Here is a 25440-nt window from a genome sequence, read left to right as displayed (position 1 = left end):
GGGGAAGGGCTTGGCCGACCGGTTAAGGACCGGGGCAAGCAGGGCGAAGGCGCAAGGCGCTGGTGTGTGTTGTGGTTTTAGTCACATAAGGGCTCCGGATAATTACAGTAAATACTGTAGTTATCCGTTCTACCAGCGTTGTCCGGGGGCGTCAATTGGCGAGGGTTCGCCGCTTATGCAGACAAAGCGAGTTGCGCCTGGGGGTCTAGAATGAATCTGCCCATTCCTGTTTTCTGGAGCGCCGACATGCTCAGCAAGAACACGATTTGCCTCTGGTTCGACGGTGGTGCGCTGGACGCTGCGACGTTCTACGCCCAGACCTTCGTGGACAGTGCGGTGGGCGCGGTGTTTCGTGCGCCGGCCGACTATCCGGCAGGTAAGGCAGGGGATGTCCTCACGGTCCAGTTCACGGTGCTGGGGATCCCTTGCCTGGGTTTGAACGGCGGGCCGGCGTTCAAGCACTCCGAGGCGTTTTCGTTCCAGGTGGCCACCGATGACCAGGCTGAAACCGATCGCTTGTGGCATGCGATTGTCGGAAACGGCGGCGAGGCCAGCGATTGCGGTTGGTGCAAGGACCGCTGGGGGCTGTCCTGGCAGATCACGCCGCGTGTCCTGATGGAGGCGCTCGCCCATCCTGATCGTGCCGCGGCCAAGCGCGCATTCGAGGCGATGATGCAGATGGGCAAGATCGATATCGCGGTGATTCAGGCGGCGCTGCAAGGCTAGGAGTGTCGGCTACTGGCGCGTCCGACCGCGCGCCCAGGCACTTGCGCTCAGCCCGGCGATAGTGGCGGCAGGAGAGGGAGGCCTGCTGCTTGAGCAATCTGCGGCGCCCGCGCCACAAAGCTGTTCTACGCTCCCATGTATAAGCCAGCGTTCTAGGTGACGAGCCCCATGGGACATGTTCGAAAGATCGGTGCGACAAGCGCCCTGTACCGTTGGCGGCAAGGGTGCTGGCTGCTCTGCCTGAGCCTGCTGCTGCCGGTGCTGGTGGTGGCTGCCGACCTTCCCCTTGAGGGCGATTCGCCCAAGGCGACGCCCACTGCCGAACTCAAGGTGAGCAACCGCAGCATCATGGTCTTTCGCGCCACGGTATTGGGCGAATCGCCGGAGTTGCGGGTCAAGCGGGCCAAGGCAGTAATCGGTGAAGCCCTGGAGGGTAACGAGCAGCTGGCGGTACGGATCGATCCGATCAGGGAAAGCTACCTGGTGCTGCTGGGGGAGAGGCGGGCCTTTATCGTGGCGCCCAAGGATGTCGACCCCGTGGCGTTCAGCTCGACCTTCGAGGCAGCACAAAGCGCCGCCGACAATCTGCGCCAGGTCGTGAGCGAGACGCAGGAGGCGCGCAGCCTGCGTTTTATCCTAGAGGCGATCGGTTTTTCCGTGCTGGCCACGGTGTTGTTTATCGCCGCGCTCAAGAGCATTCATTTTATTCGGCGCAAGCTGCTGGAACGCCTGACCGCGTTGATGGAGCGCCACTCCCAGGCCATCAAGGTCGGGCAGACGCCCATACTGGATATCAACTACCTGTCTCCCTTGATTAGCCGGCTGTTCTGGCTGCTGCGCTGGGCGTTGATCCTGCTGCTCGCCTATGAGTGGCTGAGCTTTGTCCTGTCGCGGTTCCCGTACACCCGGCCGTGGGGCGAGAGCCTCAATGTCTACCTGCTGGATGTATCCAGTTACCTGTTGGACGCCATCATCGGTTCGATTCCCGGGCTGGTGCTGGCCATCGTGATTTTCTTCATTGCCCGTGGTGCCAGTGAACTCAGTCGACGGGTGCTCCGGCGCATGGCCGTCCCTGGGATTTTCACCTGGCTGAATGATGAAACCCTGCCCACCACGACCAAGCTGACCTCCCTGGCCATCTGGCTGTTTGCCCTGGCCATGGCCTATCCCTATTTGCCGGGTTCGGGCACCGAAGCGTTCAAGGGGCTCTCGGTGCTGGTGGGCCTGATGATTTCCCTCGGGGCTTCCAGTGTGGTGGGGCAGGCGGCGGCCGGTTTGATCCTGACCTATACCCGCACCCTGCGCGTCGGCGAATTCGTGCGTATTGGTGAACACGAGGGCACGGTCAGCGAGCTGGGGATGTTTACCACCCGGATCCGCACCGGCCTGGGCGAGGTGCTGACCATTCCCAATTCGATGATCACCGGCACGGTGACCAAGAACTACTCGCGCACGGTGCATGGCGCCGGCTATGTGGTCGACACCACGGTGACCATCGGCTACGACACGCCCTGGCGACAGGTCGAGGCCATGTTGCTGGAAGCGGCGGCGCGCACCGAGGGGATCCTCAGGCAGCCGCCGCCCCAGGTGTTCCAGACCGCGCTGTCTGATTTCTACCCGGAGTATCGCCTGGTGGCCCAGGCCATCCCCAGCGAACCCCGGCCCCGGGCCGAGTTGTTGAGCATGTTGCACGCCAATATCCAGGATGTGTTCAACGAGTACGGCGTGCAGATCATGTCGCCACACTATCTGGCGGACCCTCTGGAGGCGAAGTCCGTCCCCAGGGAGAAATGGTTTATGGCGCCCGCCCAGGAACCGCCGAAAAAATAGCGGTTGCGCGGCTTGGTGTCGCCAGTGGGTGGCGGATATTTGCTAGCTACACTCAGGCTTTCAAGGCCCGTGCCTGGGAGCTGCCTCAATGATCGACTTCATTGTTCATGCCTTGCGTTCCTCGCCCGAAATAGCCGTATTCCTGGCGATTTCCCTCGGTGTGCTGATTGGCCGGATTCACCTGGGCAGCTTCCATCTGGGCTCGGTGGCGGGGGCCTTGCTGATGGGGCTGTTGATTGGCCAGATCGGGCTGGAGGTGCCCCATGTCTTGAAGTCGGTGTTCTTTGTGTTGTTCATCTACGCCGTGGGCTTCAAGAGCGGGCCGGAGTTTTTCGGCAGCCTCAATCGCGGGACCCTCAAGCTGGTGCTGTTTTCCGTGGTGCTCTGTGCCACGGCACTGGGCACGATCCTGCTGATGAATGTTGTCTTTGAATTCGACGCCGGCTTTACCGCAGGCCTGGGCGCAGGCGCATTGACCGACACGGCCATTATGGGAACGGCCAGCAGTGCCATCAGTCAATTGCCGCTGGATGAGGTGGCCAAGGCCCAGCTCAACAGTCATATGGCGATTGCCTACGCCATTACCTATCTGTTCGGCACCATCGGCCTGATTGTCTTTGTCGGCACCGTGGCCCCCAGGCTGCTGGGCGTGGACCTGCGCACCTCGGCCCGCGAGCTGGAACTGGAGCTGGGCATTGCCAGCAACGAGGATGCTGTCAGCATCCCCTACACCCGTATCGTGGTGCGTGCCCACCGGGTGCTTGAGCAGGCGGCGCAAGGCAAGAGCATCGCCGATATCGAGCAATTGCACCCGGCCATGAGCGTCGAGCGGGTGGTGCGGGGCGGGGTGATTGTCGAGCGTGATCCCGGGTTTGTCCTGGCGGCTGGCGATATCGTCGGGGTCTATGCCCTGCGTGAAGCGGTCGGGGCGCTGCCAGAATGGGTCGGGCCGGAGGTCGATCACCCCGAATCGCTATCGTTTCCCACGCGCGAGGTCGACATCGTGCTGACCTCGCCCGAACTCGCCGGCAAGACCCTTCACGAAATCAAGACACGCCTGGTGCAATCGGAGCGCCCGGGCTGTTTTCTCAAGGGGATCAGTCGCCAGGGCCTGGACCTGCCCCTGCTGCCCAATACGGTGCTGCGGCGCGGCGATGTCATTTCGTTGATCGGCCGGGCCTCCAGTGTCGAGGCGCTGGCGGCGCAGCTCGGGCGGATCCGTGAAAGCCATTACAAGACCGATATCGCCGTGCATGCCCTGGGCATGGTGCTGGGCTCGCTGCTCGGCTTGATGTCGACCCATATCGGCATGGTGCCGGTCGAGTTGGGCGTGGGGGGCGGTGTGCTGGTAACCGCGCTGGTGATCGGCTGGTGGAATTCCCGGCATCCCGAGATCGGCGCGCTGCCGCCGGCGGCGCAATGGGCCTTCTCCGAGTTTGGCCTGACCGCCTTCGGGGCCGTGGTGGGCTTGCTGGCCGGGCCGGCGGCGGTGTCGGCGATGCAGGAGCATGGCCTCTCGTTGGTGCTGGCCGGGGTGGTCGTGACCTTGCTGCCGCCCATTGTGGCCTTGTATTTCGGGCGTTATGTCTTGCGCTTGCACCCGATGATCCTGCTCGGTGCCCTGGCCGGGGCGCAGACCGAGGCGGCCTCGATGAATAAAATTATCGAGCAGTCCGGCAGCAGTACCCCGGTGATCGGTTTTACCGTTTGCTACGCCATTTCCAATGTACTGCTGGCGGTGTGCGGCCCGATCATTGTCTTTATGGCGGCTTAGATCGGGTGATCATCAGGACGCGCACCGCTCTAGTCCGGGACATACCGGCCCAACCGCGCAAAGGGTGCGTTCACCCTGGGAAAACCTCGCCTTGAGCGAGGTTTTTTTATGCCGCTGCAAAAAGCCTCGGCACGCGTGCGGCGGTGGCGAGCGACGGGGCTGCTTTTGCCTGATCCGCAAGGCGGGAGTATTGCGGCAAGTCAATGATGGCTAATTGAAGGCACGTTAAAGTTCGTCCTGGTAATACAAGGACCTTTGCCGTCGATCCCGGGTTGGTGGTTGGCGCCAGGGGTCTGGCTCGGCGTTTGCTGAACGCCTTGTGCCTCGAATGGATCAGGGGCCCTGGCGTGTGCGTTTTTCCATCGGTTGGCCGCAGGATCGCCGCGTGATACGGCGCTCCACTCACCCTCAAGGAGCGTTTATGTTGCGCATGCTGTCTCTGGAAAATCTGACCGTTACCCGCAAGCTGGGCCTGGGTTTCGGACTGATGCTGGCATTGGCCGTATGGCTGGCGGTCACAGGCCTGGAGGGCCTGCGCAATGACCAGTCTTCGTTTGTGCGGATCAATCGACTTGGCGCGCTCTTCGATGAGACGGTCTATGCCCGTGAAGCGAATTTCACCTACGCCCTGACAGCCGATCGCGCACAGCTGGCAACCCATGATGCCCACCAGCAGACGCTGAAGACCGAGCTGTCCAATGTGCTCAAGGATATCGAGAATGGCCAGTGGCCCGCTGAGGACCTGCAAACCATACAACGCCTGAACGAAGGGCTGGACGCCTACGTCAAGGCGCACCAGGAGGCGCTGGCGGCCAATGGGCAGAATGCGGCCGGGATCGTCAAGGTCAATGACCGATTGTCCGCCCTGCAGGACACCATCAACGAAGTCTACAAAAAGGAAGAGGAGCGGGCGGCGGCCGGGGTCGACTCGGTGGTGGCGATTCTGTGGGGTGTCACGGCGGCGGCGTTGATTTTCGGCGCATTGATTGCCTGGATCATTGGCCGGCAGATCGTCCTGCCGCTGCGCGAAACCCTGATCGCGGCCGAGCGTATCGCCCATGGCGACCTGACCGTGGAACTGCATAGCGAGCGTCACGACGAACTGGGCCAACTGCTGCGTGCCATGGGCGATATGAGCCAGCGTCTGCGCGAGGTCATTACCCGGATCGGCTGCGGTTCGGCGCAACTGGCCGCTTCGGCCGGGCAGTTGGCGACCATCACCACCCAGACCCAGGCCGGGACCGCCAGCCAGCGTTCGGAAACCGATATGGTCGCCCACGCGATTGATGAAATGACCGCCATGGTGCGCAAGGTCGCGCGCAATTCGGAAGACGCCGCCAGTGCCGCGCGCCAGGCCGACAGCGAAGCCAGTGGCGCCTCGGATATTTCGCGCAATGCCATTGCCCAGATCGAGAGCCTGGCGGGGGAGGTGGGGATCTCCGCCGAGTCCATGAGCCGCCTGCACCAGGAAATCGAACGGATCGGCAGTGTGCTGGGTGTGATCAAGGCGGTGGCCGGGCAGACCAACCTGCTGGCGCTCAACGCGGCCATCGAGGCGGCCCGTGCCGGCGAGGCCGGGCGTGGTTTTGCCGTGGTTGCGGATGAGGTGCGCAGCCTGGCGCAACGCACCCAGCAATCGTCGGAAGAGATCGAGCAGTTGATCACCGGTCTGCAGCAGATCGCCAACGAAAGTACGCGGATCATGCAGTCCAGCGTCGAGCAGACCCAATCCACGGTGATGGGCGTGCGCAATACCGGCGATGCCCTGGCGGCCATTACCCGCCAGGTCTCGGAGATCCAGCAGATGAGCCTGTTGATCGCCAGTGCGGCCGAGGAGCAGACCACCGTGGTCGGCGAGATTAATCGCAGTGTGCTGCATGTGCGCGAGACGGCCGACGAGTCGGCCCAGGCCGGTAGCGAGATCGCTTCGGCCAGTGTCGAGCTGGCGCGCCTGGGGCAGGAACTGCAAGGCCTGGTCGTGCACTTTCGTACGTGAGGTGGTTGATTGGCGGCGCCCTGGAGGCACTGCCAATTGCTACTAAAGCATGAAGTGCAGTGCCCGCGCGCCGGTCTGCCAATCGCCTGTGGCCCCTTGTGGTCAGCTGCGCCCGAGGTTTTACGGGGTATGCGCGGCCCGGGCTCAGGTAGCCTTCGATAGGTACTGAAGTCTATCTATGCCGGGCCCGGGTCCACTTGTATGCTGATTTTTCGACGGTCGCTAGTGCAATGGAATATGCCAAAAGTTGAAGTCCCGTCCATGAATAACCGTCCGGTGATCTGTGCGCTGCCAGGACACTGTCGGCGAGTGCCTGCGCCTCGCCGTGACAGGGTCGTAAGCCTCGACCCACCGCTTGCCTTCAAGGACACGCCCGCGTCCGTCGTGCGAAGTCCTGCCTTAACCGCCACTCTTCGAGCCTTCCTATGAATCCACTCAATTTCTTCAACAAGGCCAGTGCATCGAGCCAGGGGGCTGTAAGCCTTGTCTGCACCAGCGGCGAGCTGGAAGGCAAGCTGGCAGGGGTGCGTCAGACGCCCGTATTGATCACCGGGTTTGTCTCGCCCTATATCGACATCGACCAGGTCGCCCGGCGGATCCGCCAGCGCTTCCCCGCCAGCGCCGTGAGCCTGTGTACCACCTCTGGCGAGCTGAGCAACAGCGCCAGCCAGCTCTACTGCGCCACCGGCGAGGGCTGGGACCGAATTGCCCTGCAACTGTTCGACAGCAGCATCATTGCCTCGGCCGAAGTGATCATGGTGCCGTTGGAGTGCGCCGATATCCGCGGTGGCGATAAACGCCTGGCGATGCGCGAGCGTATCGCGCGCCTGGTCGCCAATATCAAGCGCATGGCGGTGCAGACGCCCATCGATTACCGCGACACTCTGGGCTACATCGTCTTCGACGGGCTGTCGGCGTCCGAATCGTTCTTCATGGAAGCGCTCTACGAATCCGGCCGATTCCCGTGTCTGTTCGTCGGCGGCTCGGCCGGCGGCAAGCTCGATTTCAAGCGCACGCAGATCCACGACGGCCAGCGCGCCTATGAAAACCACGCGCAGATCGTCTTTATCAAGACCCCCGCCGATGTGCGTTTCGGCGTGTTCAAGAGCCAGAATTTCCAGCCATCGGGCCTGAGCTTCAATGTGCTGACGGCCTCGGTGGAAGATCGCACCATCAACCTGGTGATCGATGCCAAGGGTGATATCAAGACCATGGTCCAGGCGCTGTGCGACGCCTTCAAATGCAGCGGCGAGGCGTTGGAAAAGCAGCTGACCGACTATTCGTTCGCGATTCGTGTGGGCGAGGAGTTGTTTGTGCGCTCCATTGCTCGTATCGACCATGCCCAGGAAGTGATCCAGCTGTTCTGCGACGTGGCGCCAGGCGAAGAACTGGTGATGGTCAAGCGCACACCGATCCAGGAAACCACCCGCACCGACTACCAGCGTTTCCTGCAGGGCAAGGGTGGCAAACCGGTGGCGGCGATTCTCAATGATTGCATCCTGCGCCGGCTCTACAACACCCGCGACCTGGCCGGTATGACCGGGATTTTCGGCGATGTACCCCTGGCGGGCTTCTCGACCTTTGGCGAAATCCTTGGCCTGAACCTGAACCAGACACTGACGGCGATTTTCTTTTTTCGCGTGCCCAAGGGCGGTCATTTCAGCGACGAGTACGTTGATAATTTCATCGCCCACTATGGCGAGTTCAAGGCGTTTTTCCTGCGGCGCCAGATCAAGAAGCAGGCCGGGCTCAACCATGTCGTGGTCAAACAGATCATGGCGTTCAAGGGCAATGACTTCACCAGCGTCCTGGATACCCGCTCGCTGGACGAACATATTCTGCCGGTGTTCAACGGGCTGTCCGACCTGGGTCAGGTGCTGGCCCAGGCCAGTCAGCAGCAGCAGGAAATCGCCGAGCAGCTCAAGCATTATTCGGGCGAGTTGCACCTGTCCATGGATGATCTGGCCAGTACCATTGACCGGCAGCACAGCGTGGCCGCCGATGCTGGCGCCACCGTGGAAAGCCTGTCGACCCAGGCCGGGGATGCGGTGGGCGGGGCCCGTGAGTTGGCGCAGTCGAGCCTGCGTATTCAGTCGATTGTCCAGGTGATCCAGCAGATTGCCGGGCAGACCAACCTGCTGGCGCTGAACGCGGCCATCGAGGCGGCGCGGGCCGGTGAAATGGGCCGCGGATTCGCCGTAGTAGCCGACGAGGTGCGCAAGCTGGCCGAGATCACGCGCAAAAATGCTGGTGAGATCGGTGTCGATATCGACCTGTTGTCGGGCGAGATCCAGCGGGTTGCCCAACAGATCGAGGACCAGTCCACGGCGGTCGGCGCGCTGCGTGAAATGCTCAATGCCCTCGAGGATTCCAGCCGCATGACCGAAGGCACGGCGCAACGCACGAAAACCATTGCCGATACCCTGACCGGCCTGACCCAGCGCACGGGTTAGTTATCGCGCACGCTCAACACCCTTTAGGCGCAAGTCTAAAGGGTGGGGTCTGGCGTGGTTTGTCGGAGCTCTTCGAGCACGCTCAGAAACCTCTCCACCAGCGGGCCGCGTCCGTGTTGGCGGGTGAGTACCAGCAGCGGTGCGTTGGCCTCGGTCGCGAGCAATGGACGGTAGGTCACGCCGGTCCGGGCCAGGGTCTGGGTGCACCGGGGCACCAGGGCGACGCCTTGGCCGGCGGCCACCAAGGCAATGATCGAGGTGATCTGCCGTCCGCTTGGCCCCCGACACAGGGGCAATTCATGCCGGCGGTACAGCTGTTCAATGATCTCGTTGAGACCCGAGCCGTAGCCCTGTGGAAACATAATCAGCGCACGCTCGCTGAGTTGCTCCAGGGCTACTTGCGCCTGGCAGGCCAACGGGTCAGCGCTGTGCAGGGCCACTACCAGGGGTTCTTCTGCGAGGGACAGGACCTTCAGGTCGTCCTGGCCATCGGGGGGCTGCATTCGGCTGAGGCCAATATCGATCCGGCCTTCGACAATCTGCGCCCATTGGCTGCTGGAGGCGCCTTCCACCAGGCTCAACCGGACCTCGGGATAACGCTGGGCAAAGGCTTGGAGACTTTGGCTGAAGAGATCGCTGAGCGCAATCGAACTGGCGTAGCCCAGGGTCAATTGGCCGGCCATACCGGTGGCCAACTGGTCGGCGAACAGGCGGGCCCGTTCGACCTGCTCCAGCACCGCTTGGGCGTAGGGCACAAAGGCCTGGCCCTGGGCTGTCAGCGCTACCGTACGACTATTGCGCTCAAACAACCGAAAGCCGAGCTCGTGCTCCAGCGTGGATATCTGCCGGGTCAGCGGCGGCTGAGCCAGGTGCAGGCGCTGGGCCGCGCGGCCGAAATGCAGCTCTTCGGCGACGCTCAGAAAGTAACGCAATCTACGCAGGTCGAGCATCCTGGCTCCGGGTATCGATCGGTCTGAATTCGGTATTGGTCTTGGCGGGCTCCGGCATTTTATAAAGGCTCATTGCCATAAACGAGCAGTTTTATGGCCTCCCGTGCGCCCCACTCGGTTTTTGGTGGCGGCGTGGCCATCTTGCTGTGTCGTCCCCTGATCAATGCCGGACCCCATGAACCGACTTCAAGACCCCAGTGTTACCGGCGAGTTGTCCCCAGGTGAGACCTCGGTACGTCGTCGCACCCTGGCGGCGGCCGGTAGCGCCCATGCCGTGCATGACGGCCTGACGGATGTGATCTATGTCCTGCTGCCGCTCTGGCAGGCGCAGTTTGGCTTGAGTTATGCGCAGGTTGGGCTGTTGCGCGGTGCCTACGCCGCCATGATGGCCGGCTTCCAGTTGCTGGCCAGCCGCGCGGCCCGGTACGGGGGGCGTGAGCGCCTGCTGGTGGGTGGAACCCTGTTGGCCGGCCTGGCGTATCTGCTGATGGCTCAGGCTGGCGGGCTGGCGTTGTTGTTGGTCGCGTTGCTGTTGGGTGGGCTGGGCGCGAGCACCCAGCATCCACTGGCGTCTGCGCTGGTGGTCGAGGCCCACGAGGCGGGGGGCGGGGTGAAGGCGGCGCTGGCGCAGTACAACTTCGCCGGCGATATCGGCAAGGCGTTGATTCCCGGGCTGGTGGGGGTGTTGCTGATTGTGGTCGACTGGCGCACCAGTGCGCTCCTGCTCGGCGGGTTGGGCCTGGCGGCGGCCGCGCTGCTGCAGTGGCTGCTGCCACCGCCCGGGGCGCTATGCGCCAGTGCCCCGGGCCGCGCTGCCAGCGTGGGGACGGGCTCGGTCAGCGGCCTGCGCGCCTTGCTGGGCATCGGCATTCTGGACAGCGCTGTTCGGATGGGCTTCCTGACCTTTCTGCCCTTTGTGTTGCAAGGCAAGGGCGCCGGCACCGCGGGCATTGGCCTGGCGCTGGCGTTGCTGTTCGTCGGCGGGGCATTTGGCAAGCTGCTGTGCGGTTATCTGGGCGCGCGAATCGGCATGCTGAAAACGGTATGGCTGACCGAGTCTGCGACGGCGTTGTTGATCGTGCTGGCGCTGTTTTTACCGTTATCGGCGACCCTGGTGATGTTGCCGCTGCTGGGGTTGGTTCTCAATGGCACCTCGTCGGTGCTGTATGGCGCGGTGCCAGACCTGGCCGGTGCCGGCAAGCGCGAGCAGGCGTTTGCGCTGTTCTATACCGGGACGATTGGTGGCGGTGCGCTGGCGCCGGTGGTGTTCGGACGCCTGGGGGATGGGCTGGGTGTTCCTGTGGCCGTGATGCTGCTGGCAGCGCTCCTGTTATCGGTGCTGCCTTTGGCGTGGCAGGTCGATAAGGGCCTGGCGCGTTGAGGCCAGCGGCGCGGCAGATTTGGGATTTATCCTGAAATGCTTCCTGGCTCAAGGGGAATGCTGGGATGTCGATAGTAGCCAGTAGCCTTTATTGATTGGCTGCTCCTCTGGCTACCTTCGACCCTCGAAGGGTTGTTAGCGCCTCCCCATCGTCTGGAAGTGGTTATGAACATGTTTTTGGGAACTGTAAAAGGCGCGCTGCTGCTGTTCGCCACCGTCTGCGCACTCGGGCTGATCGGTGTGATCGCCGGCGGTACGGTGGCGCTGTCGAAAGTCGAGCAGGCGGCCGGGCAACTGAGCGAGAGCAAGGATGTGGTGGCCGACATCCTGCCGCCGCCGTTGTATATCATCGAGGCTCATTTACTGGCGTACCAAATGCTGCACCGCGACCTGGGCACTGCCCAGGGATTGGCGAAGATACAGACGCTGATAAGCGCCTATGAAGAACGCAACCGTTACTGGGCGGCATCGCCGCTCGATGGCCGGCTGAGCAGTGCCTTGCTGGGCAAGCAGAGAACTCATGCTGATCGCTACTTCAACATCCTGACCACTCAGTTGGTTCCGGCCCTGGAGCAAGATCGGCCCGCCGTTGCCGAGGCGGCTTTCAATGAGCTCAGTGGCGCGTATGCCAGCCATCGCCAGGAGGTGGACAGCACAGTGGAACTCGCCAGCGCCAATGCCCAGCGGTATCTGGACACGATGGGGAATACTACTTCCAGCGCCTATTTCATGCTGGGCCTGGTGGGGGGGATCAGCCTGCTGCTGGCGCTGGCAATCTATGGGGTGATCGCGCGCCGCATTCATTCGTTGTTGGGTGCTGAGCCCGCTTTTCTGCGCCAGGCCATGGCGCTTTTCGCCCAGGGCAATCTGCACGCTTCGACCGACACGCCCGCCCGCGGCAGTGTCTATGCCGGGTTGCTCGAGGCCCGTGAGCGCATCCGTGAACTGGTGATCGGCATGGCGAGCGGCGCACAGTCGGTCGATACCCAGGTGGCCTGCGTCGGCGCCGAGATCCAGCGTCTGCGCGAGCATTCGGCAAGCCTGGTCGAGTCCGCGCTGTATACCGGTACGGCCATGAGCCAGATGACGCAAAGCATCGCCCTTATTTCCAGCCAGGCGCTCAGTGCCCAGGTCTCGGTGGAAGAAGCTGCGAACCAGGCTCACCGCGGCAACCAGGCGCGTCTGGAGAGCCTCAGCAGTGTGCAGCACCTCGCGGCGGCCAGCCGCAGTACGCAAACGTCGGTGGCTAACCTCGACCAGGGCTCGAGCAAGGTCAGCCTGATCGCGGAAACCATCCAGGACATTGCCTCGCAAACCAATCTACTGGCCCTCAATGCGGCGATCGAAGCGGCCCGCGCCGGTGACCAGGGGCGCGGCTTTGCGGTGGTGGCCGATGAGGTGCGGCAACTGGCAGGGCGTACCAGTACTGCCACCGAGGAGATTAAGGGGCTGATCGGGGTGATCCGTGAGGGGGTCGAGGTGACGGTGCAGAGCATGCAGACCAGCACCCAGGATGTCGATCGGGGGTTGGCCACCGTGACGGAGGCGGGAGAATCGCTGCTGGCGATCCAGGAGCGGGTGGCTGCGGCCACCGCGGCGATGATGGAAATCGTAGCAGCCAACCAGCGGGTCGGTACGGCCTGTGATGATGTGTACCAGCAGATGAATGAGCTCAATCAACTGGCCAGTGCGGGCAATGTTTCCGCCGAGGCGACCGCAAAGGCGGGCGATGCCCTGCAAAAAGTTTCCTGCGACCTACGGATGTCCCTTGGGGTGTTCAAGTACTGAGCCCGTTAAATAAAAAAGGCCCGTGTGCGGACGGGCCAAGAGGGATACATGAAAGGAGAGGACTTCAGGTTAGGTGGCCGCAGGTGAAAACGTTGTGAAAGCCATGTCACGATTTCACCGGCCATGGCCTCTACCCTTTTTTTGGCGGAGCGAGCGCTAGCTGAATCAACAGCTCGCGAGCACGCTCGTGCCCCACCCGTCGTTGGGCTTACTTGAAGGCCTGGGTAAACGAGGTATCGATCAGCGGCTGCACATCCAGCGCTTTAGGCAATGCACCGGTTTCCACCAAGAAGTCAGCCGTGCCCTGGTAGTCCTTGATTGCGCCGGCATCCACCGGCCCCACGCTCATATCAGCCTGGTTGATCCAGTGCTGGGAAACGGCCGGGTCGAGGTTGGCCTTCTGTGCCCAGATCGCGGCGTATTCGGATTTGTGCGCCTGCACCCATTCCCGGGCTTTTTGGACGCGGCCGAGGAAGTCGGCAATTTCGGCCCGCTTGGGCTCGATGGACGGGCCATAGGCGCCAATGCTGCTCAGGCCCGGCATCAGGTCACGAGCGCTCAGGATCGGCCGGGCACCGGAGAAGACGATCTGCTGGGAGATATAGGGTTCCCAGACCGGAAAGGCGTCGATGCTGCCCTGAGGCAACGCGGCGGCGGCATCGATCGGCATCAGCTTGACGAACTCCACATAGTCCTTGGGCAGGCCGGCCTTTTCCAGGGCGCGCAGGGTCAGTTGCTGGCTCCAGGCGCCAGGCCAGTAGGCGACTTTCTTGCCCTTGAGGTCGGCGATGGTCTTGGCTGGCGAGTCCTTGGGCACCAGCAGCGCGATGGTGTCGGGGTTCTGCCGGGAGACGCCGATCAGCTTGACCGGGGCGCCCTTGGCCGCGAGGAACAGAAACCCCGAGTCGCCCAGGAAGCCCAGGTCCAGGGCCCCGGCATCCAGGCCTTCGGCCACAGGGGCGGCCGACTGGAAGTGCTTCCAGTCCACGGTGTAGGGCGCATCCTTGAGCACGCCGGAGGCTTCGACCGAGGCGCGGACGTTGTAGTAGTTCTGGTCGCCCACGCGCAGGGTGACTTTATCGGCGGCCTGGGCTAGGGTCGTGCTCAGGGCCAGGGCTGTGAGGGTCAGGCGAAACAGGTGGGTCAGTTTCATCGCGATTGTTCCTTGGATGCAGGCTGGGCGGCCAACTGCAGGATATGTTCGCGCAGGGCCGGGATCAGGGTTTTGCCATAGAGCACAGCGTCGCCCAGGGGGTCGAAGCCACGGATCAGAAAGGTCGAGACGCCCAACTGGTAGTACTTGCCCATGGCCCTGGCCACCTGTTCGGGCGTGCCGACCAGGGCCGTGGAATTCCAGCGGGCGCCGGTCAGTTGAGCGACGCCCATCCACAGGCGCTCATCGAGTACATCGCCCTGGCGGGCGGCGGCGAGCAGGCGCTGGGAACCTTTGTTTTCCGGGCTGTGATCGTGCAGGGGCAGGCCCAGTTGCAAGCGGGTTTCACGCACCTGTTCGAGAATCTCGGCCGCGCGTTTCCAGGCCGCTTCCTCGGTGTCGGCGACAATCGGGCGGAACGACACCGAGAAGCGTGGCGCCCGACCCTGAGCCGCTGCAGCCTGGCGTACCTGGCCGATATGTTCGGCCACGGCGGCCAGGGGTTCGCCCCAGAGCATATAGGTATCGGCATGCCGGGCAGCGACCTCGATGGCTGCGCCCGAGGAGCCGCTGAAGTAGATCGGAATATGCGGTCGCTGCACCGTGCGTACCGCCGGTGAGGCGCCCTGGAAGCGGTAGAAATCGCCGCTGAAGTCCACCGGCCCGTCGGCGGTCCAGATGGCTTTCAGGGCATCGAGGTATTCACCGGTGCGGGCATAGCGCTGATCATGGTCGAGGTAGTCGCCGTCGCGTTGCAGGTCCTGGTCGTTGCCGCCACTGACCACATTCAGGGCCAGGCGCCCACGGCTGAATTGATCGAGCGTGGCCAGTTGCCGAGCGGCGAGGGGTGGGGCAATCACGCCAGGTCGGTAGGCCAGCAGAATCCCCAGGCGCTGGGTGGCTGCCGCGACAAAGGCGCTGACGACGGCGCCTTCCGGGCCGTTGGAAAAGTAGCCGACCAGGGCGCGGTCGAAACCGGCGTCCTCGTGAGCCTGGGCAAAGCGACGGACAAAGTCCGGGTCGACGGCGTCGCCAAACGGCTGGTCGACTTCGGAGCCGGCCGAGGCGGTGATCATGCCGAGAATTTCAAGAGTCATGGGAGCGGATCCTTTGAGAGGTCTACGCTGCCACAGGCCGTTTCTTATAAGGAAATGGAACTTGGCAGAGCCTTCTTAGAATCTACCGTTGGTTTTTAGATGTTGGAAATTCAATTTAGTCATATCCTAATATGCAAATTGAGAATGCTTGCGAGCGCCTTGCACGCTCGCACTGGATTCAGGGGGTCTCATTGGGTTGCAGCGCCAGGCCGGCAGCGACCACTTCGCCAAACAGCGTCAGGGGCGCCTGTAGATTGCCAATATGCTGGGGGTGCACCAGCCAGAGGTCGATCATCGGGTGAAAGTCCGCCAGGTTGAGCACTTCAAGCTCGTCCCGGTGCGCGCTTTTATGCAGCAACGGCAGCGGTACCAGGCCCAGCCCCAGGCCGTTGGCCACCAGGCCGAGCTGCAGTTCGGTGCCAAAGGTTTCCAGATTGACCGTCAATTTCAGCCCCTGCTCGATCAGGGCGCGTTGGAGCCCGGCGCGAAAACCGCAACCGTCGGGGTTGAGTACCCAGCCCCGGGCCTGGATATCGGCAAGCTTGCCCTGGCGCCGGCCGACCGAGCCCTTGGCGCCGACCACCGCCAGCGGCATGCGTGCCAGGGAATGGCCAACGATGCCATCGGGGAAAATCTTGCCCGCCGGAAACAGCGCGGCGGCGGCATCCAGTTCGCCGTTTTCGAGCTTGGCGATCAGACTGCTGCCCCAGCCATTACTGACCTGGGTCGCCAGCTCGGGGAAGTCGCTCTTGAGTTGTTGCAGCGCATCGAGCAGGACCATGTCGCTGATGGTTTGCGGCACGCCCAGGCGCAACAGGCCGCTGGGCGAGGTGTCATGGGCGACGATTTCACGCAGTGCATCCATGGCGCGCATCACCTGGCGGCACTGTTCGTAGACGCGCAGGCCCAGGGCATTGGGTTTCAGGGGCTTGGTATGGCGGTCGAGCAATTCGGCGCCCAGGGCTTCCTCGAACCGTTGCACGCGCCGAGTAATGGCCGATTGCGTCAGTTGCAGCGAGTCCGCCGCCTGGCTCAGGGATTGGCAGCGAATCACTGCAACGAAGGCGTCGATGTCATCTATCTTCATGCTGATTTCGCATAGTGGGAGGAGGAGGAAGTGAATTTTCCGATCCTAAAGGGATTGGCGCGCCATGACCACCGCATTTGAAATCAGCCTTGCCTGGCCAGCCTGTGTCATTGCCAGGTAACTGGTGAGTGACGGCTTATTTGATTCTCAATTTGCATATTAGGATATGACTAAATTGAATTTCCATCATTTACTGCTGCGTTGTAGTTTATAAGAAATCGGCCTTATAGCTGTTTGTGGTTATAAGCGTCGGCCTCTTTCTGACGACTCTGCACAGGGAAATGATTCCATGGCTGTTGAATTCATTGGCATGATCGGCCACCGCCTCTCCTCGGAAACCATCGCGCCCCAGGGGCCGGTGTTTGATAAGGACTACATCGTCAACAGCGCCCGGGCCCACGAAGACGCCGGTTTCGACCGCATTTTGGTGGGTTACTGGTCGGATCAGCCGGACGGTTTCCTGGTCACCGCCCTGGCGGGGGTGTCGACCTCGCGCATCGGTTTCCTGCTGGCCCATCGCCCGGGATTTGTCGCGCCAACACTGGCCGCCCGCAAGCTGGCGTCCCTTGACCATCTGCTCGATGGCCGCCTGGCCGTCCACATCATCAGCGGCGGCAGCGATGCCGAGCAGCGCAAGGATGGCGATTACCTGGACCACGATCAGCGCTATGCCCGCACCGAGGAGTTTCTGGAGGTGGTCAAGGGGGTCTGGAGTGGCGAGGTGCCGTTCGATCATGCGGGCACCCATTACCGCGCCGAGCAGGCGTTCTCGGCGCTCAAGCCCGTGCAAAAACCGCATTTGCCGGTGTATTTCGGCGGCTCGTCGGCCGTGGCCCACCAGGTGGCGGGCCGCCATGCCGACGTCTATGCGCTGTGGGGTGAGTCCCTGGAGCAGACCCGCGAGACCATCCAGGCGGTCCGCCAGGAGGCTGCACGCCACGGTCGTGAGGTGCGTTTCAGCGTGTCGTTCCGCCCGATCATTGCCGCCACCGAAGCGGCGGCCTGGGCCCGGGCCGATGAGATCCTCGAACAGGCCCGCGCGCGCCTGGAGCAGGCGGGCACGGCGCTGCCAACCAAGCCCCAGAGTGTCGGCGCCCAGCGCCTGCTGCAAACCGTGGCCCAGGGGGATCGGGTCGACAGTCGCCTCTGGACCGGGCTGGCTCGGCTGGTCGGCGGTACCCATAACACCACGGCGTTGGTCGGTACGCCGGAGCAGGTGGCTGATGCGTTCCTGGCGTACTACGAGCTGGGTGTCACCACCTTTCTGATTCGTGGGTTCGATCCGCTCAACGATGCCATCGCCTTCGGCGAGACGCTGCTGCCGTTGACGCGCGCGCGTATTGCCGGCCGTGAAACCAGCGCTGCCTAAGCCTCCCCGGATTGTTGCCGCCCCCAGAAGGAGCGCGTTATGCCGTTAGTTAAAAACCCTGTTCAACCCCTGGAGGTTGCCGCGAGCCTGGCGGCTCCGGCGCGTCTGCGGATTGTCGATGGCCGCAGTTTTTTCTCCGGGCTGTTGTTCATCCTCGCTGGGCTGGCGGGGGCGGGGATTGGCCTGGGCTATTCCATTGGCAGCGCGATGCGCATGGGGGCCGGCTACTTCCCGTTACTGGTGGGCCTGGGCCTGGCATCGATCGGCGTGCTGGTGGCGTTGCGTAGCGTGGCGATCGAGCGGGGCCCTCGTGTCCAGGCAGCGCCTGAACAGGATGAGGTGGCGCTGCGGGCCGCGTTGTCCATCGGCGGCGGGGTGCTGGCCTTTGCCTGGCTGGTGCCGACCTTTGGCTTGTTGCTGGCGACTGTCGGCATGACCCTGATCAGCGGCCTGGCCCGCCGTCAGGCACGCCTGCTCGAACTGCTGGCGCTCAGCCTGGTGCTGGCGGCCTTTGCCGGCCTGGTCTTTGCCTGGGGCCTGGGCCTGAACCTGCCGGTGCTGCCGGTTGCGAAGGGGTGGCATTGATGGACTTGCTGGCACATCTGGCAATTGGTTTCGACGCGGTACTGGATTGGAACAACCTGCTTTACTGCCTGATCGGCGTGACGCTCGGCACGCTGGTCGGCGTGCTGCCGGGGCTGGGGCCGGTGGCGACCATCGCCATGCTGCTGCCGATCACCTATGGGCTGACCCCGGCGGCGTCGCTGATCATGTTGTCAGGCATCTATTACGGCGCCCAGTACGGCGGTTCGACCACGGCGATTCTGGTCAACCTGCCGGGTGAATCCTCATCCGTGGTGACCTGTCTGGACGGCCATGCCATGGCCCGCCAGGGCCGTGCCGGTGCGGCGCTGAGCATCGCGGCGCTGGGTTCGTTCTTTGCCGGGAGCGTGTCGATCCTGCTGGTCGCGGCGGCGGCATCGCCGCTGGCGGAGTTCGCCTTGCGCTTTGGTCCGGCCGAGTATTTTTCGCTGATGCTGCTCGGGCTGATCGCCGCCGTGGTCCTGGCCCAGGGCGATCTGTTCAAGGCGCTGGCCATGGTCATGCTCGGGCTGCTGCTCGGTCTGGTCGGGGTCGACGTCAATACCGGGGTCGAGCGCTTTACCTTTGGCTTGCCGGAACTGAGCGACGGAATCAATTTCGTGGTGATCTCCATGGGCATCTTCGGCATCGGCGAGATTATCGCCAACCTGGAGCGCAGCCAGGATCGCCCGGGTGGCGTGGCACGAGTGGGACGGCTGATGCCCAGTCGCGATGACTATCGCCGCTCCTGGAAACCGATCCTGCGTGGCACCGGCCTGGGTTCCCTGTTGGGCGTACTGCCGGGGGGCGGGGCGATGCTCGCTTCGTTTTCCTCGTACATGATCGAAAAACGCCTGGCCAAGGACCCGTCGCGCTTTGGCCAGGGTGCCATCGAAGGCGTGGCCGGGCCTGAGTCGGCCAATAATGCCGGGGCGCAGACTTCGTTTATCCCGCTGCTGGTGCTGGGCCTGCCCTCCAATGCCGTCATGGCGCTGATGGTCGGGGCGATGATGATCCATGGCATCGTCCCCGGCCCGCAGGTGATCAGCGAGCGCCCGGAGCTGTTCTGGGGCGTGATCGTCAGCATGTGGATCGGCAATGTCTTGTTGCTGCTGCTCAACCTGCCGCTGGTGGGGATCTGGGTCAAGCTGCTGTCGGTGCCGTACCGCCTGCTGTACCCGGCGATCTTGCTGTTCTGCTGCATCGGTGTGTACAGCGTGAACAACAGCCTGTTCGATGTCGGCCTGACCGTGGCGTTCGGCTTGCTGGGGTATCTGTTTATCAAGCTGCGCTGCGAGCCCGCGCCCTTGCTGCTGGGCTTTATCCTTGGGCCGATGCTCGAGGAAAACCTGCGCCGGGCGATGCTGTTGTCGCGGGGTGATCCGACGGTATTCGTCACCCGCCCCCTGAGCCTGAGCCTGCTTTTGCTGGCCGCCGGGCTGATCCTGATCATGCTGTTGCCACGTTTTCGCCGTACCCGACACGTCGCCTTCAGCGAAGACTGACGCGACACTTTCTTTGTTCCCTGCCCAACACGACCGGGTGGATCCACGGTGCGGCCATCGGCGCTGACGATCCACAGCGGGAGCGACGGCGTGTTCTTTCCTGAGGATAAATCCATGTTTGCGATTCGCATGCCCTTCGGCCGTCGGCCGAGTCCGCGCCACCTGGTCACGGCGCTGGTGGCGGCACTGGTTGTACCGCTCGCCCCGGCCATGGCCGCCGATACCTGGCCGGCCCGGCCACTGACCCTCGTGGTGCCGTATCCGCCGGGTGGCGCCGCCGATACGGTGGCGCGGATCTACGCCGATGCCTTGAGTGCGGCGCTGGCCCAGAACGTGATTGTCGACAACAAGCCGGGGGCCGGGACCGCCATTGCCGCCGAGGCTGTGGCCAGTGCCCCGGCCGATGGCTACACCCTGTCGCTGGTGCCGACTGGCCAGGTCACCGTGTTGCCGCATATCGTCAAGAACCTGCGCTTCGACCCGGTCAAGAGCTTCACCCCAGTGTCCCTGCTGGCGTACACCAGCCTGGTGGTTGCCAGTAACGAGCGCGTCCCGGCGACCACGCTGGGTGAGTTGGTCAAGCTGGCGAAGGAGCGGCCGGGCGGCCTGTCCTATTCCTCGAGCGGCAGCGGGACCATTGTCCATCTGGCGGGCGAGTACTTGCGCCAGGTCACGGGTACCGACCTGCTGCATGTGCCGTTCAAGGGCAGTGCGCCTGCGGTGACGGCGGTGTTGGGCGGTAATGTCGACCTGGCAGTGGACACCCTGACGATCCTGGCGCCACAGATCCAGGGCGGGAAACTGCGTGGCCTGGCGATCACCTCCCGCGAGCGTTCACCGTTGCTGCCCAATGTGCCGACGGTGGCCGAGGCCGGTTATCCGGGCTTTGAAGTGACGTCCTGGTTTGGCCTGTCGGTAGCGGCCGGGACTCCAGCGGCGATTGTCCAGCGCCTCAATGGCGAGATCGCCAAGGCGGCGGCCGATCCGGCCGTGCGCGCCAAGCTCGCGGCCCAGGGCCTGGAAGCCTGGGCTTCGACATCGGCGGCCTATGCCGAACAGATCCGCAGCGATTCGGCCAAGTACGGCCGGGTTGTCGAGCAATCCCATATCACGTTTGATTGATTGGCCTGGTGCCGCTGGAGTTCGTTATGCGTAAACCGATACATCTGTCCCTGGGCGCCATTGCCCGGGGTGTGATGCTCTGCCTGCTCGGCGCCCTGGGCCCCCTGGCGCAGGCGGCGGACAGCTGGCCGAGCCGGCCGCTGACCCTGATCGTTGCCTTTCCGCCGGGAGGCGGGGCCGACACTGTCGGGCGTTATTACGCCGAGCGGTTGTCGGCGGTACTGGGCCAGCCGGTGGTGGTCGACAACAAGCCGGGCGCCGGCACGGCATTGGCGGCCGAAGCAGCGGCGCGGGCACCGGCCGATGGCTACACGTTGTCGCTGGCGACGTCGGGGCAATTGACGGTGCTGCCCAATCTGGACCCGAAATTGCGATTCGATCCGCTCAAGGACTTTGCCCCGGTGGCGGTGGTGGCCTCGATTCCCAATGTGATTGCGGTCAACGACAACCTCAAGGTCGATAGCCTGCCGGCGCTGATCGCGGCGGCCAAGGCCCGGCCGGGAGCGATCAGTTATTCGTCCTGCGGCAATGGCACCCTGTGCCATCTGACGGGCGAGCTGTTCAAAAACCAGAGTGGTACCGACCTGCTGCATGTGCCATACAAAGGCAGTGCCCCGGCGATTACCGCCTTGCTTGGAGGTGAGGTGGATGTGGCGGTGGACACACTGACGATCCTGGCGCCGCAGATCAACGCCGGCAAGGTCAAGGGGCTGGCGATCAGCAGTGCCACGCGCTCACCGTTGCTACCGAATGTGCCGACGGGCGCGGAAGTTGGGTTGCCGGGCTTTGTCGCTTCGGGCTGGTTTGGCATTGTGGTGCCGGCGGCGACGCCACCGGCGGTGATCGAGCGTTTGAGCCAGGCCATCGAAGGTATTGCCGCTGCCCCGCAGACGGCTCAGCGATTTGCTCAGAACGGCATCAGCGTGGAGCGTTCGACGCCCGAAGGTTTCGCTCAGTTGATCCGCGATGACCGGGCGCGTTGGAAGCAGGTCATCGACGCCGCGGCGATCAAGATCGAGTAGCGTCGCCGCGACCGCTGTGGGCGTGATAGCCGGCTGCTGTCGCTGCGTGACACATGACCTGCCATAAAAAAACGGGGCTTATCGTCAGATAAGCCCCGTTGCCATTTGTCGCGCTGGGCGTCAGATCACATAGAAGCCGTGAGTGCCATCGCGTCCTAACTGCTCGACCAGGCCGAACTCCCAGTCCAGGTAGGCCTGCATGGCTTCGCGCGGGTTATCGGTGCCTTCATACGGACGACGATAGCGGTCGATACGTGGCGAGGCCAGTTGCCCGTCGCCACTTTCGCCCGGCAGTTGCGCGGCATTCCAGGCGGCATTACCCCCATCCAGCACAAACACCGACTTGCCGGTCAGCGCCTCGACTTGCGCCACCGCATAGCGGGCCAGCAGGCTGCTGCCACAGGTCAGTACATAGCGCTCGGCCGCTGGGATCACTTTCAACGCATTGGCCAGGTCGCTGCGCAAGGTCCACCAGGCGCCCGGTACATGCTGTTTGACATGGTTGGCGCTGGTGGTGAAGTCGAGCACGGCGGTATCGCCCTGGCGCTGCCATTCGGCCAGGGTCTGCGGGCTGATCGGCTCGGCCTGGGGACGTGCCGGCAGCGGCGCGGCCCAGGGCCCGGTTGCGCTGAAGTGCGAGGCCTGCAGATCATCGAGCACATAAACCTGCCAGCCCAGTTGCGCCAGCCAGGAGGCGCTCATATTGGCGCGCACGCCGTCGTCGTCCACCAGCACCAGCCGCGCGCCGCGCACACTGGCGAAGTGGTCGGTCTCCTGGACCAACTGGCCGCCCGGCGTCGAACGGGCATCGGGCAAGTGGCCGGCCTCGAATTCTTCCGGGGTCCGCACATCGAACAGGTAAGTCGTGCGGCTGGCGTCCTGCTGCCAAGCCTGCAGATCCGTCAGGCTGGCGCGCTGGACACGAGCCTGGTCGGCCACGCGGCGCGCCGCTGCGGCGGCGAGATCACGGGTGTCCGGCGTGCCGCTGGCAAAACGCCGCGACTGGCCGTGCTCCAGGTTCTGCCCGGCGAGGGTCCAGCCGATGGTGCCGTTGCGCAGGGCCGCAATCGGGTTGGGCAGACCGGCGTTGAGCAGCGACTGGGTCCCAATGATGCTGCGGGTGCGCCCGGCGCAGTTGACGATAATGCGTGTGGCTGGATCAGGCGCCAGTTCCCGGGCGCGCAGGACCAGTTCGGCGCCCGGTACGCTGATGCCGCCCGGGATGCTCATGGTCTGGTATTCATCGAAGCGACGGGCATCGAGGACCACCACGTCGGCCTCGCTGTCGAGCAAGGCCTGAACCTCTTCGGCGGCCAGGGACGGCGTATGGCGCTGGCTTTCGACCAGCTCGCCAAAGGCCTTGCTGGGCACATTGACGTCGATGAACAGCTCGCCACCGGCGGCGCGCCAGCCCTCCAGGCCGCCATCGAGCAGGGCCAGGTTGCTGTAGCCCAGGCTTGCCAGGCGCTCCAGCGCTTGATTGGCCAGGCCTTCACCGTTGTCATAGACCGTGACGGCGGTGTCGCGCCGGGGAATGCGCGAGTAGACCTCAAGTTCCAGCCGGGACAGGGGAATATTGGCCGCAAACAGCGGATGGGCTTCGGCGAAAGGCGCTTCTTCGCGTACATCGATCAGCGCGACTTCGGCCTTGTCCAACAGAGCCTCGCGGATCTGGGCAAAGGTGCGGACGTTAGGGGTGCTCATAGGGCGTGGCTCTCTTTGGACAGGTCCCAGATATTGGGTAGATGGGTATTGGAATAACCGGAGATAAAGGTTTTCTCGCTGCCGTCAGCCAGGTACACGGCCCGGTGGACCGCGCCGATGTTGGCGCCATAGACATGGATACTGATGGACACCTGGTCGTCGAACGCATTGCTGACCTGGTGGATATCGCCGACGCTGGGCGATACGCATTCGACCTGCCCGGGCGCCAGGCGCACCGCCGGGCCTTCGGCCTGCAGGCGGCCCTGGGCATTACGGAAGTAAGGCTGGGAAAACTCGGCGCCGCGCAACATGCCGATCAAGCCCCAGACGCGATGGTCGTGGACCGGGGTGGTCTGGCCTGGGCCCCAGACGAAACTCACCACGCTAAAGCGCTGGCGCGAGTCCACATGCAGCAGGTACTGCTGGTAGCGCAGGGGATCGGGTTGGGCATATTCCTCAGGTAGCCAGTCGTCATGACGGACCAGTTCGGCGAGTAGCGCACTGCCGTGCTGCAGGGCTTGCGCCTCGTCGGGGTCGCGATCAAGTTGCTCGGCCAGGGCCTGGATAAAGTCGCGCAGGCGCTGGGGATGGGGGACAAGGCTCATTGCAGCTCCATGGACGGTGAAGGGTATAAGCAGATTTAAGCATATTGTTTTTAGTTAATATGCAGTTAAATCATGATTAGCTTATGCCTTTCCGGTCTTTTGAAGCGTCTGGTGGGGTTGGCAGGAACGAGTCAGGTGGTGGCGCAAACGCCAAGACTCGCTCCTGTCGCAGGAGGGGGATTCGGGGGTTATTGCGGGTGGATTCGCGAACCCTGGCGACGCACGTGCTGGCCTGGGGAAAACGTTTCGTTGGGCGAGCGCACGACATGGCGTTCGCCCTGGGCATCTTCGATTTCGTAGGCGCGGCCACTAAGGCCCATCTGCTGCTGCAGCGAGCCCCCCAGCCAGAAGCCCGCGCCCGCGCCGGCCAATGCTCCAATGGGGCCGCCTGCGGCGGCACCGAGCATGATCCCGCTCAGTGCGCCATAGCCACGGCCGGCGGTGTTTTCGGGAACTTCGCGGATGACCTGGTCGGCCTGGGCGAAGGGGGTGGCGAGAAGTGTAAGGGTCAGCGCAAGGATGGGGGATGCTTTCATGGAGGACTCCAATCGTTATCAGGGGAAGACGCGTTGTTTCGCCTCTTCGTCTCTTCACCTGTTCAGATTCAGAATCCATGCCAGCCTTAATAGTCATAAAAATCAATGGCTTGAATTTCTATGTGGTCATATGGACCGAGTACTATCGCAGTCTGAATGACCCCTTTGGGTCCGAATGACAGCGCCATATCGACGCAGCGTAAGCGGTTTGATCTCGCCCCGCGCAGTGGCAATATGCGCCGCCATCCCTGGGTACTTCGCAAAGGCAGGAGCGTTATGAACATCGGAAAATGGTTGAGCCCGCTGGCCCTGGCCCTGCTGTTGGGCGCCTGCGCAACCAACAGTCATCATGACAAGGCGGTCGCGGTGATCGAGACGGCCGGGTATGACGACAACTATGAAACCCTGCTTGGCCAGACGATGGACGAGTTGCCGAACGAGTACCGGTATTCCAGCCTGACCCAGACCCAGCTCAAGAACGTGATCCGCAAGCACCTGCCTCTGACCAAGGTCAAGCAGATCGCCGCCGACTACTATTCGGACAACCTCAGCGAGCAGGAGATGGATCTGCTGGTCAGTATCAATGCGAGCCAGGATCCGCTGAAGATGGCGGCGATGTTTATGAGCAGCGCCGAAGGCCGCGCCCTGGCGGCAAAGATGAATGACCTGCAACACGGCCAAGGCAGGGATGCGAAGGAACGCATGGCCGGTGTCATGACGGCCATCGAGCGTGAACTGGACACCCTGACCGACGGCTGAC

20 protein-coding genes and 2 pseudogenes are annotated in these 25440 nt (G+C 63.3%); 15 read left to right on the top strand and 7 right to left on the bottom strand.

From position 1 onward, the window contains the following. The first annotated feature begins 246 nt into the window (after positions 1-246). The 7 genes and pseudogenes from NPS46_RS08140 to NPS46_RS25280 all read left to right on the top strand — a co-directional run bounded on the left by NPS46_RS08140 (position 247) and on the right by NPS46_RS25280 (position 8779). The gene (locus NPS46_RS08140; protein WP_274105959.1) at positions 247-726 is read left to right on the top strand and encodes a VOC family protein; all 480 of its coding nucleotides are present in this window, start codon (positions 247-249) and stop codon (positions 724-726) included. A gap of 168 nt (positions 727-894) precedes the next feature. Continuing rightward, entirely contained in the window at positions 895-2556 is a 1662-nt protein-coding gene (locus NPS46_RS08135) for a mechanosensitive ion channel family protein (RefSeq protein ID WP_274105957.1), read from the top strand. An 88-nt stretch (positions 2557-2644) separates the two neighbouring features. Next, a complete protein-coding gene (gene aspT, locus NPS46_RS08130; RefSeq protein ID WP_274105955.1) occupies positions 2645-4330 on the top strand; it encodes an aspartate-alanine antiporter in 1686 nt (561 codons plus the stop codon). 328 nt (positions 4331-4658) lie between these two features. Beyond that, a pseudogene (locus tag NPS46_RS25295) lies at positions 4659-5471 on the top strand (HAMP domain-containing protein); the annotation flags it as partial. Further along, the gene (locus NPS46_RS25290) at positions 5454-6326 is read left to right on the top strand and encodes a methyl-accepting chemotaxis protein (protein WP_425312713.1); all 873 of its coding nucleotides are present in this window, start codon (positions 5454-5456) and stop codon (positions 6324-6326) included. The pseudogene NPS46_RS25295 and the gene NPS46_RS25290, both read left to right, overlap by 18 nt. 425 nt (positions 6327-6751) lie before the next feature. Next, positions 6752-7906: pseudogene (locus tag NPS46_RS25285) on the top strand (FIST signal transduction protein); the annotation flags it as partial. 195 nt (positions 7907-8101) lie between these two features. Further along, positions 8102-8779: a methyl-accepting chemotaxis protein gene (locus NPS46_RS25280; protein WP_425312712.1), complete on the top strand. Its 678-nt coding sequence runs from the start codon at positions 8102-8104 to the stop codon at positions 8777-8779. A 35-nt stretch (positions 8780-8814) separates the two neighbouring features. On the opposite strand, the gene NPS46_RS08115 is transcribed toward NPS46_RS25280, so the two are convergent. Continuing rightward, complete coding sequence (locus tag NPS46_RS08115; RefSeq protein WP_274105949.1) at positions 8815-9729, bottom strand: LysR family transcriptional regulator; 915 nt, start codon at positions 9727-9729, stop codon at positions 8815-8817. A 175-nt stretch (positions 9730-9904) separates the two neighbouring features. Here NPS46_RS08115 and NPS46_RS08110 point away from each other — a divergent pair, with 175 nt between their 5' ends. Next, positions 9905-11110, top strand: a complete 1206-nt coding sequence (locus NPS46_RS08110) for an MFS transporter (protein WP_274105947.1) — start codon at positions 9905-9907, stop codon at positions 11108-11110. A gap of 165 nt (positions 11111-11275) precedes the next feature. Further along, the gene (locus NPS46_RS08105; RefSeq protein ID WP_274105945.1) at positions 11276-12898 is read left to right on the top strand and encodes a methyl-accepting chemotaxis protein; all 1623 of its coding nucleotides are present in this window, start codon (positions 11276-11278) and stop codon (positions 12896-12898) included. Between the two features lie 208 nt (positions 12899-13106). Here NPS46_RS08105 and NPS46_RS08100 read toward each other — a convergent pair whose 3' ends face one another. The 3 genes from NPS46_RS08100 to NPS46_RS08090 form a co-directional block, all read right to left on the bottom strand. Beyond that, the gene (locus tag NPS46_RS08100) at positions 13107-14051 is read right to left on the bottom strand and encodes an ABC transporter substrate-binding protein (protein ID WP_274105944.1); all 945 of its coding nucleotides are present in this window, start codon (positions 14049-14051) and stop codon (positions 13107-13109) included. Then, positions 14048-15127 carry an LLM class flavin-dependent oxidoreductase gene (locus NPS46_RS08095; RefSeq protein WP_274106049.1) on the bottom strand — a complete coding sequence of 360 codons (1080 nt, stop codon included), beginning with the start codon at positions 15125-15127 and terminating at the stop codon, positions 14048-14050. Before NPS46_RS08095 ends, NPS46_RS08100 begins: the two co-directional genes overlap by 4 nt. Before the next feature lie 199 nt (positions 15128-15326). Then, entirely contained in the window at positions 15327-16235 is a 909-nt protein-coding gene (locus NPS46_RS08090) for a LysR family transcriptional regulator (RefSeq protein WP_274105943.1), read from the bottom strand. A gap of 289 nt (positions 16236-16524) precedes the next feature. On the opposite strand from NPS46_RS08090, the gene NPS46_RS08085 reads away from it, so the two are divergent. From NPS46_RS08085 to NPS46_RS08065, 5 genes are all read left to right on the top strand, one after another. Further along, positions 16525-17604, top strand: coding sequence for an LLM class flavin-dependent oxidoreductase (locus NPS46_RS08085; protein ID WP_274105942.1), 1080 nt, complete (start codon positions 16525-16527; stop codon positions 17602-17604). A 39-nt stretch (positions 17605-17643) separates the two neighbouring features. Further along, the gene (locus NPS46_RS08080; protein ID WP_274105940.1) at positions 17644-18189 is read left to right on the top strand and encodes a tripartite tricarboxylate transporter TctB family protein; all 546 of its coding nucleotides are present in this window, start codon (positions 17644-17646) and stop codon (positions 18187-18189) included. After that, the gene (locus NPS46_RS08075; protein WP_274105938.1) at positions 18189-19691 is read left to right on the top strand and encodes a tripartite tricarboxylate transporter permease; all 1503 of its coding nucleotides are present in this window, start codon (positions 18189-18191) and stop codon (positions 19689-19691) included. Before NPS46_RS08080 ends, NPS46_RS08075 begins: the two co-directional genes overlap by 1 nt. 114 nt (positions 19692-19805) lie before the next feature. Further along, on the top strand, positions 19806-20813 hold the full coding sequence (locus NPS46_RS08070) for a Bug family tripartite tricarboxylate transporter substrate binding protein (protein WP_274105936.1): 1008 nt from the start codon (positions 19806-19808) through the stop codon (positions 20811-20813). A gap of 26 nt (positions 20814-20839) precedes the next feature. After that, positions 20840-21835 (top strand): Bug family tripartite tricarboxylate transporter substrate binding protein, encoded by a 996-nt coding sequence (locus NPS46_RS08065; RefSeq protein WP_274105934.1) that lies wholly within the window; start codon positions 20840-20842, stop codon positions 21833-21835. 120 nt (positions 21836-21955) lie between these two features. Here NPS46_RS08065 and NPS46_RS08060 read toward each other — a convergent pair whose 3' ends face one another. From NPS46_RS08060 to NPS46_RS08050, 3 genes are all read right to left on the bottom strand, one after another. Further along, entirely contained in the window at positions 21956-23539 is a 1584-nt protein-coding gene (locus NPS46_RS08060) for a rhodanese-related sulfurtransferase (RefSeq protein ID WP_274105932.1), read from the bottom strand. Further along, positions 23536-24144: a cysteine dioxygenase gene (locus tag NPS46_RS08055; RefSeq protein WP_274105930.1), complete on the bottom strand. Its 609-nt coding sequence runs from the start codon at positions 24142-24144 to the stop codon at positions 23536-23538. The genes NPS46_RS08060 and NPS46_RS08055 overlap by 4 nt, the downstream gene beginning before the upstream one ends. 188 nt (positions 24145-24332) lie before the next feature. Beyond that, positions 24333-24680: a hypothetical protein gene (locus tag NPS46_RS08050; protein ID WP_274105928.1), complete on the bottom strand. Its 348-nt coding sequence runs from the start codon at positions 24678-24680 to the stop codon at positions 24333-24335. A 276-nt stretch (positions 24681-24956) separates the two neighbouring features. On the opposite strand from NPS46_RS08050, the gene NPS46_RS08045 reads away from it, so the two are divergent. Further along, the gene (locus NPS46_RS08045; protein WP_274105927.1) at positions 24957-25439 is read left to right on the top strand and encodes a hypothetical protein; all 483 of its coding nucleotides are present in this window, start codon (positions 24957-24959) and stop codon (positions 25437-25439) included. The last annotated feature ends 1 nt before the right edge of the window (position 25440 follow it).

Origin of the sequence: Pseudomonas putida (assembly GCF_028682395.1) — a bacterium.
GTDB classification, from domain to species: domain Bacteria; phylum Pseudomonadota; class Gammaproteobacteria; order Pseudomonadales; family Pseudomonadaceae; genus Aquipseudomonas; species Aquipseudomonas putida_AB.
The sequence above is the reverse complement of the archived record's forward strand: the minus strand, read 5'-3'. Positions and strand labels throughout refer to the sequence as shown.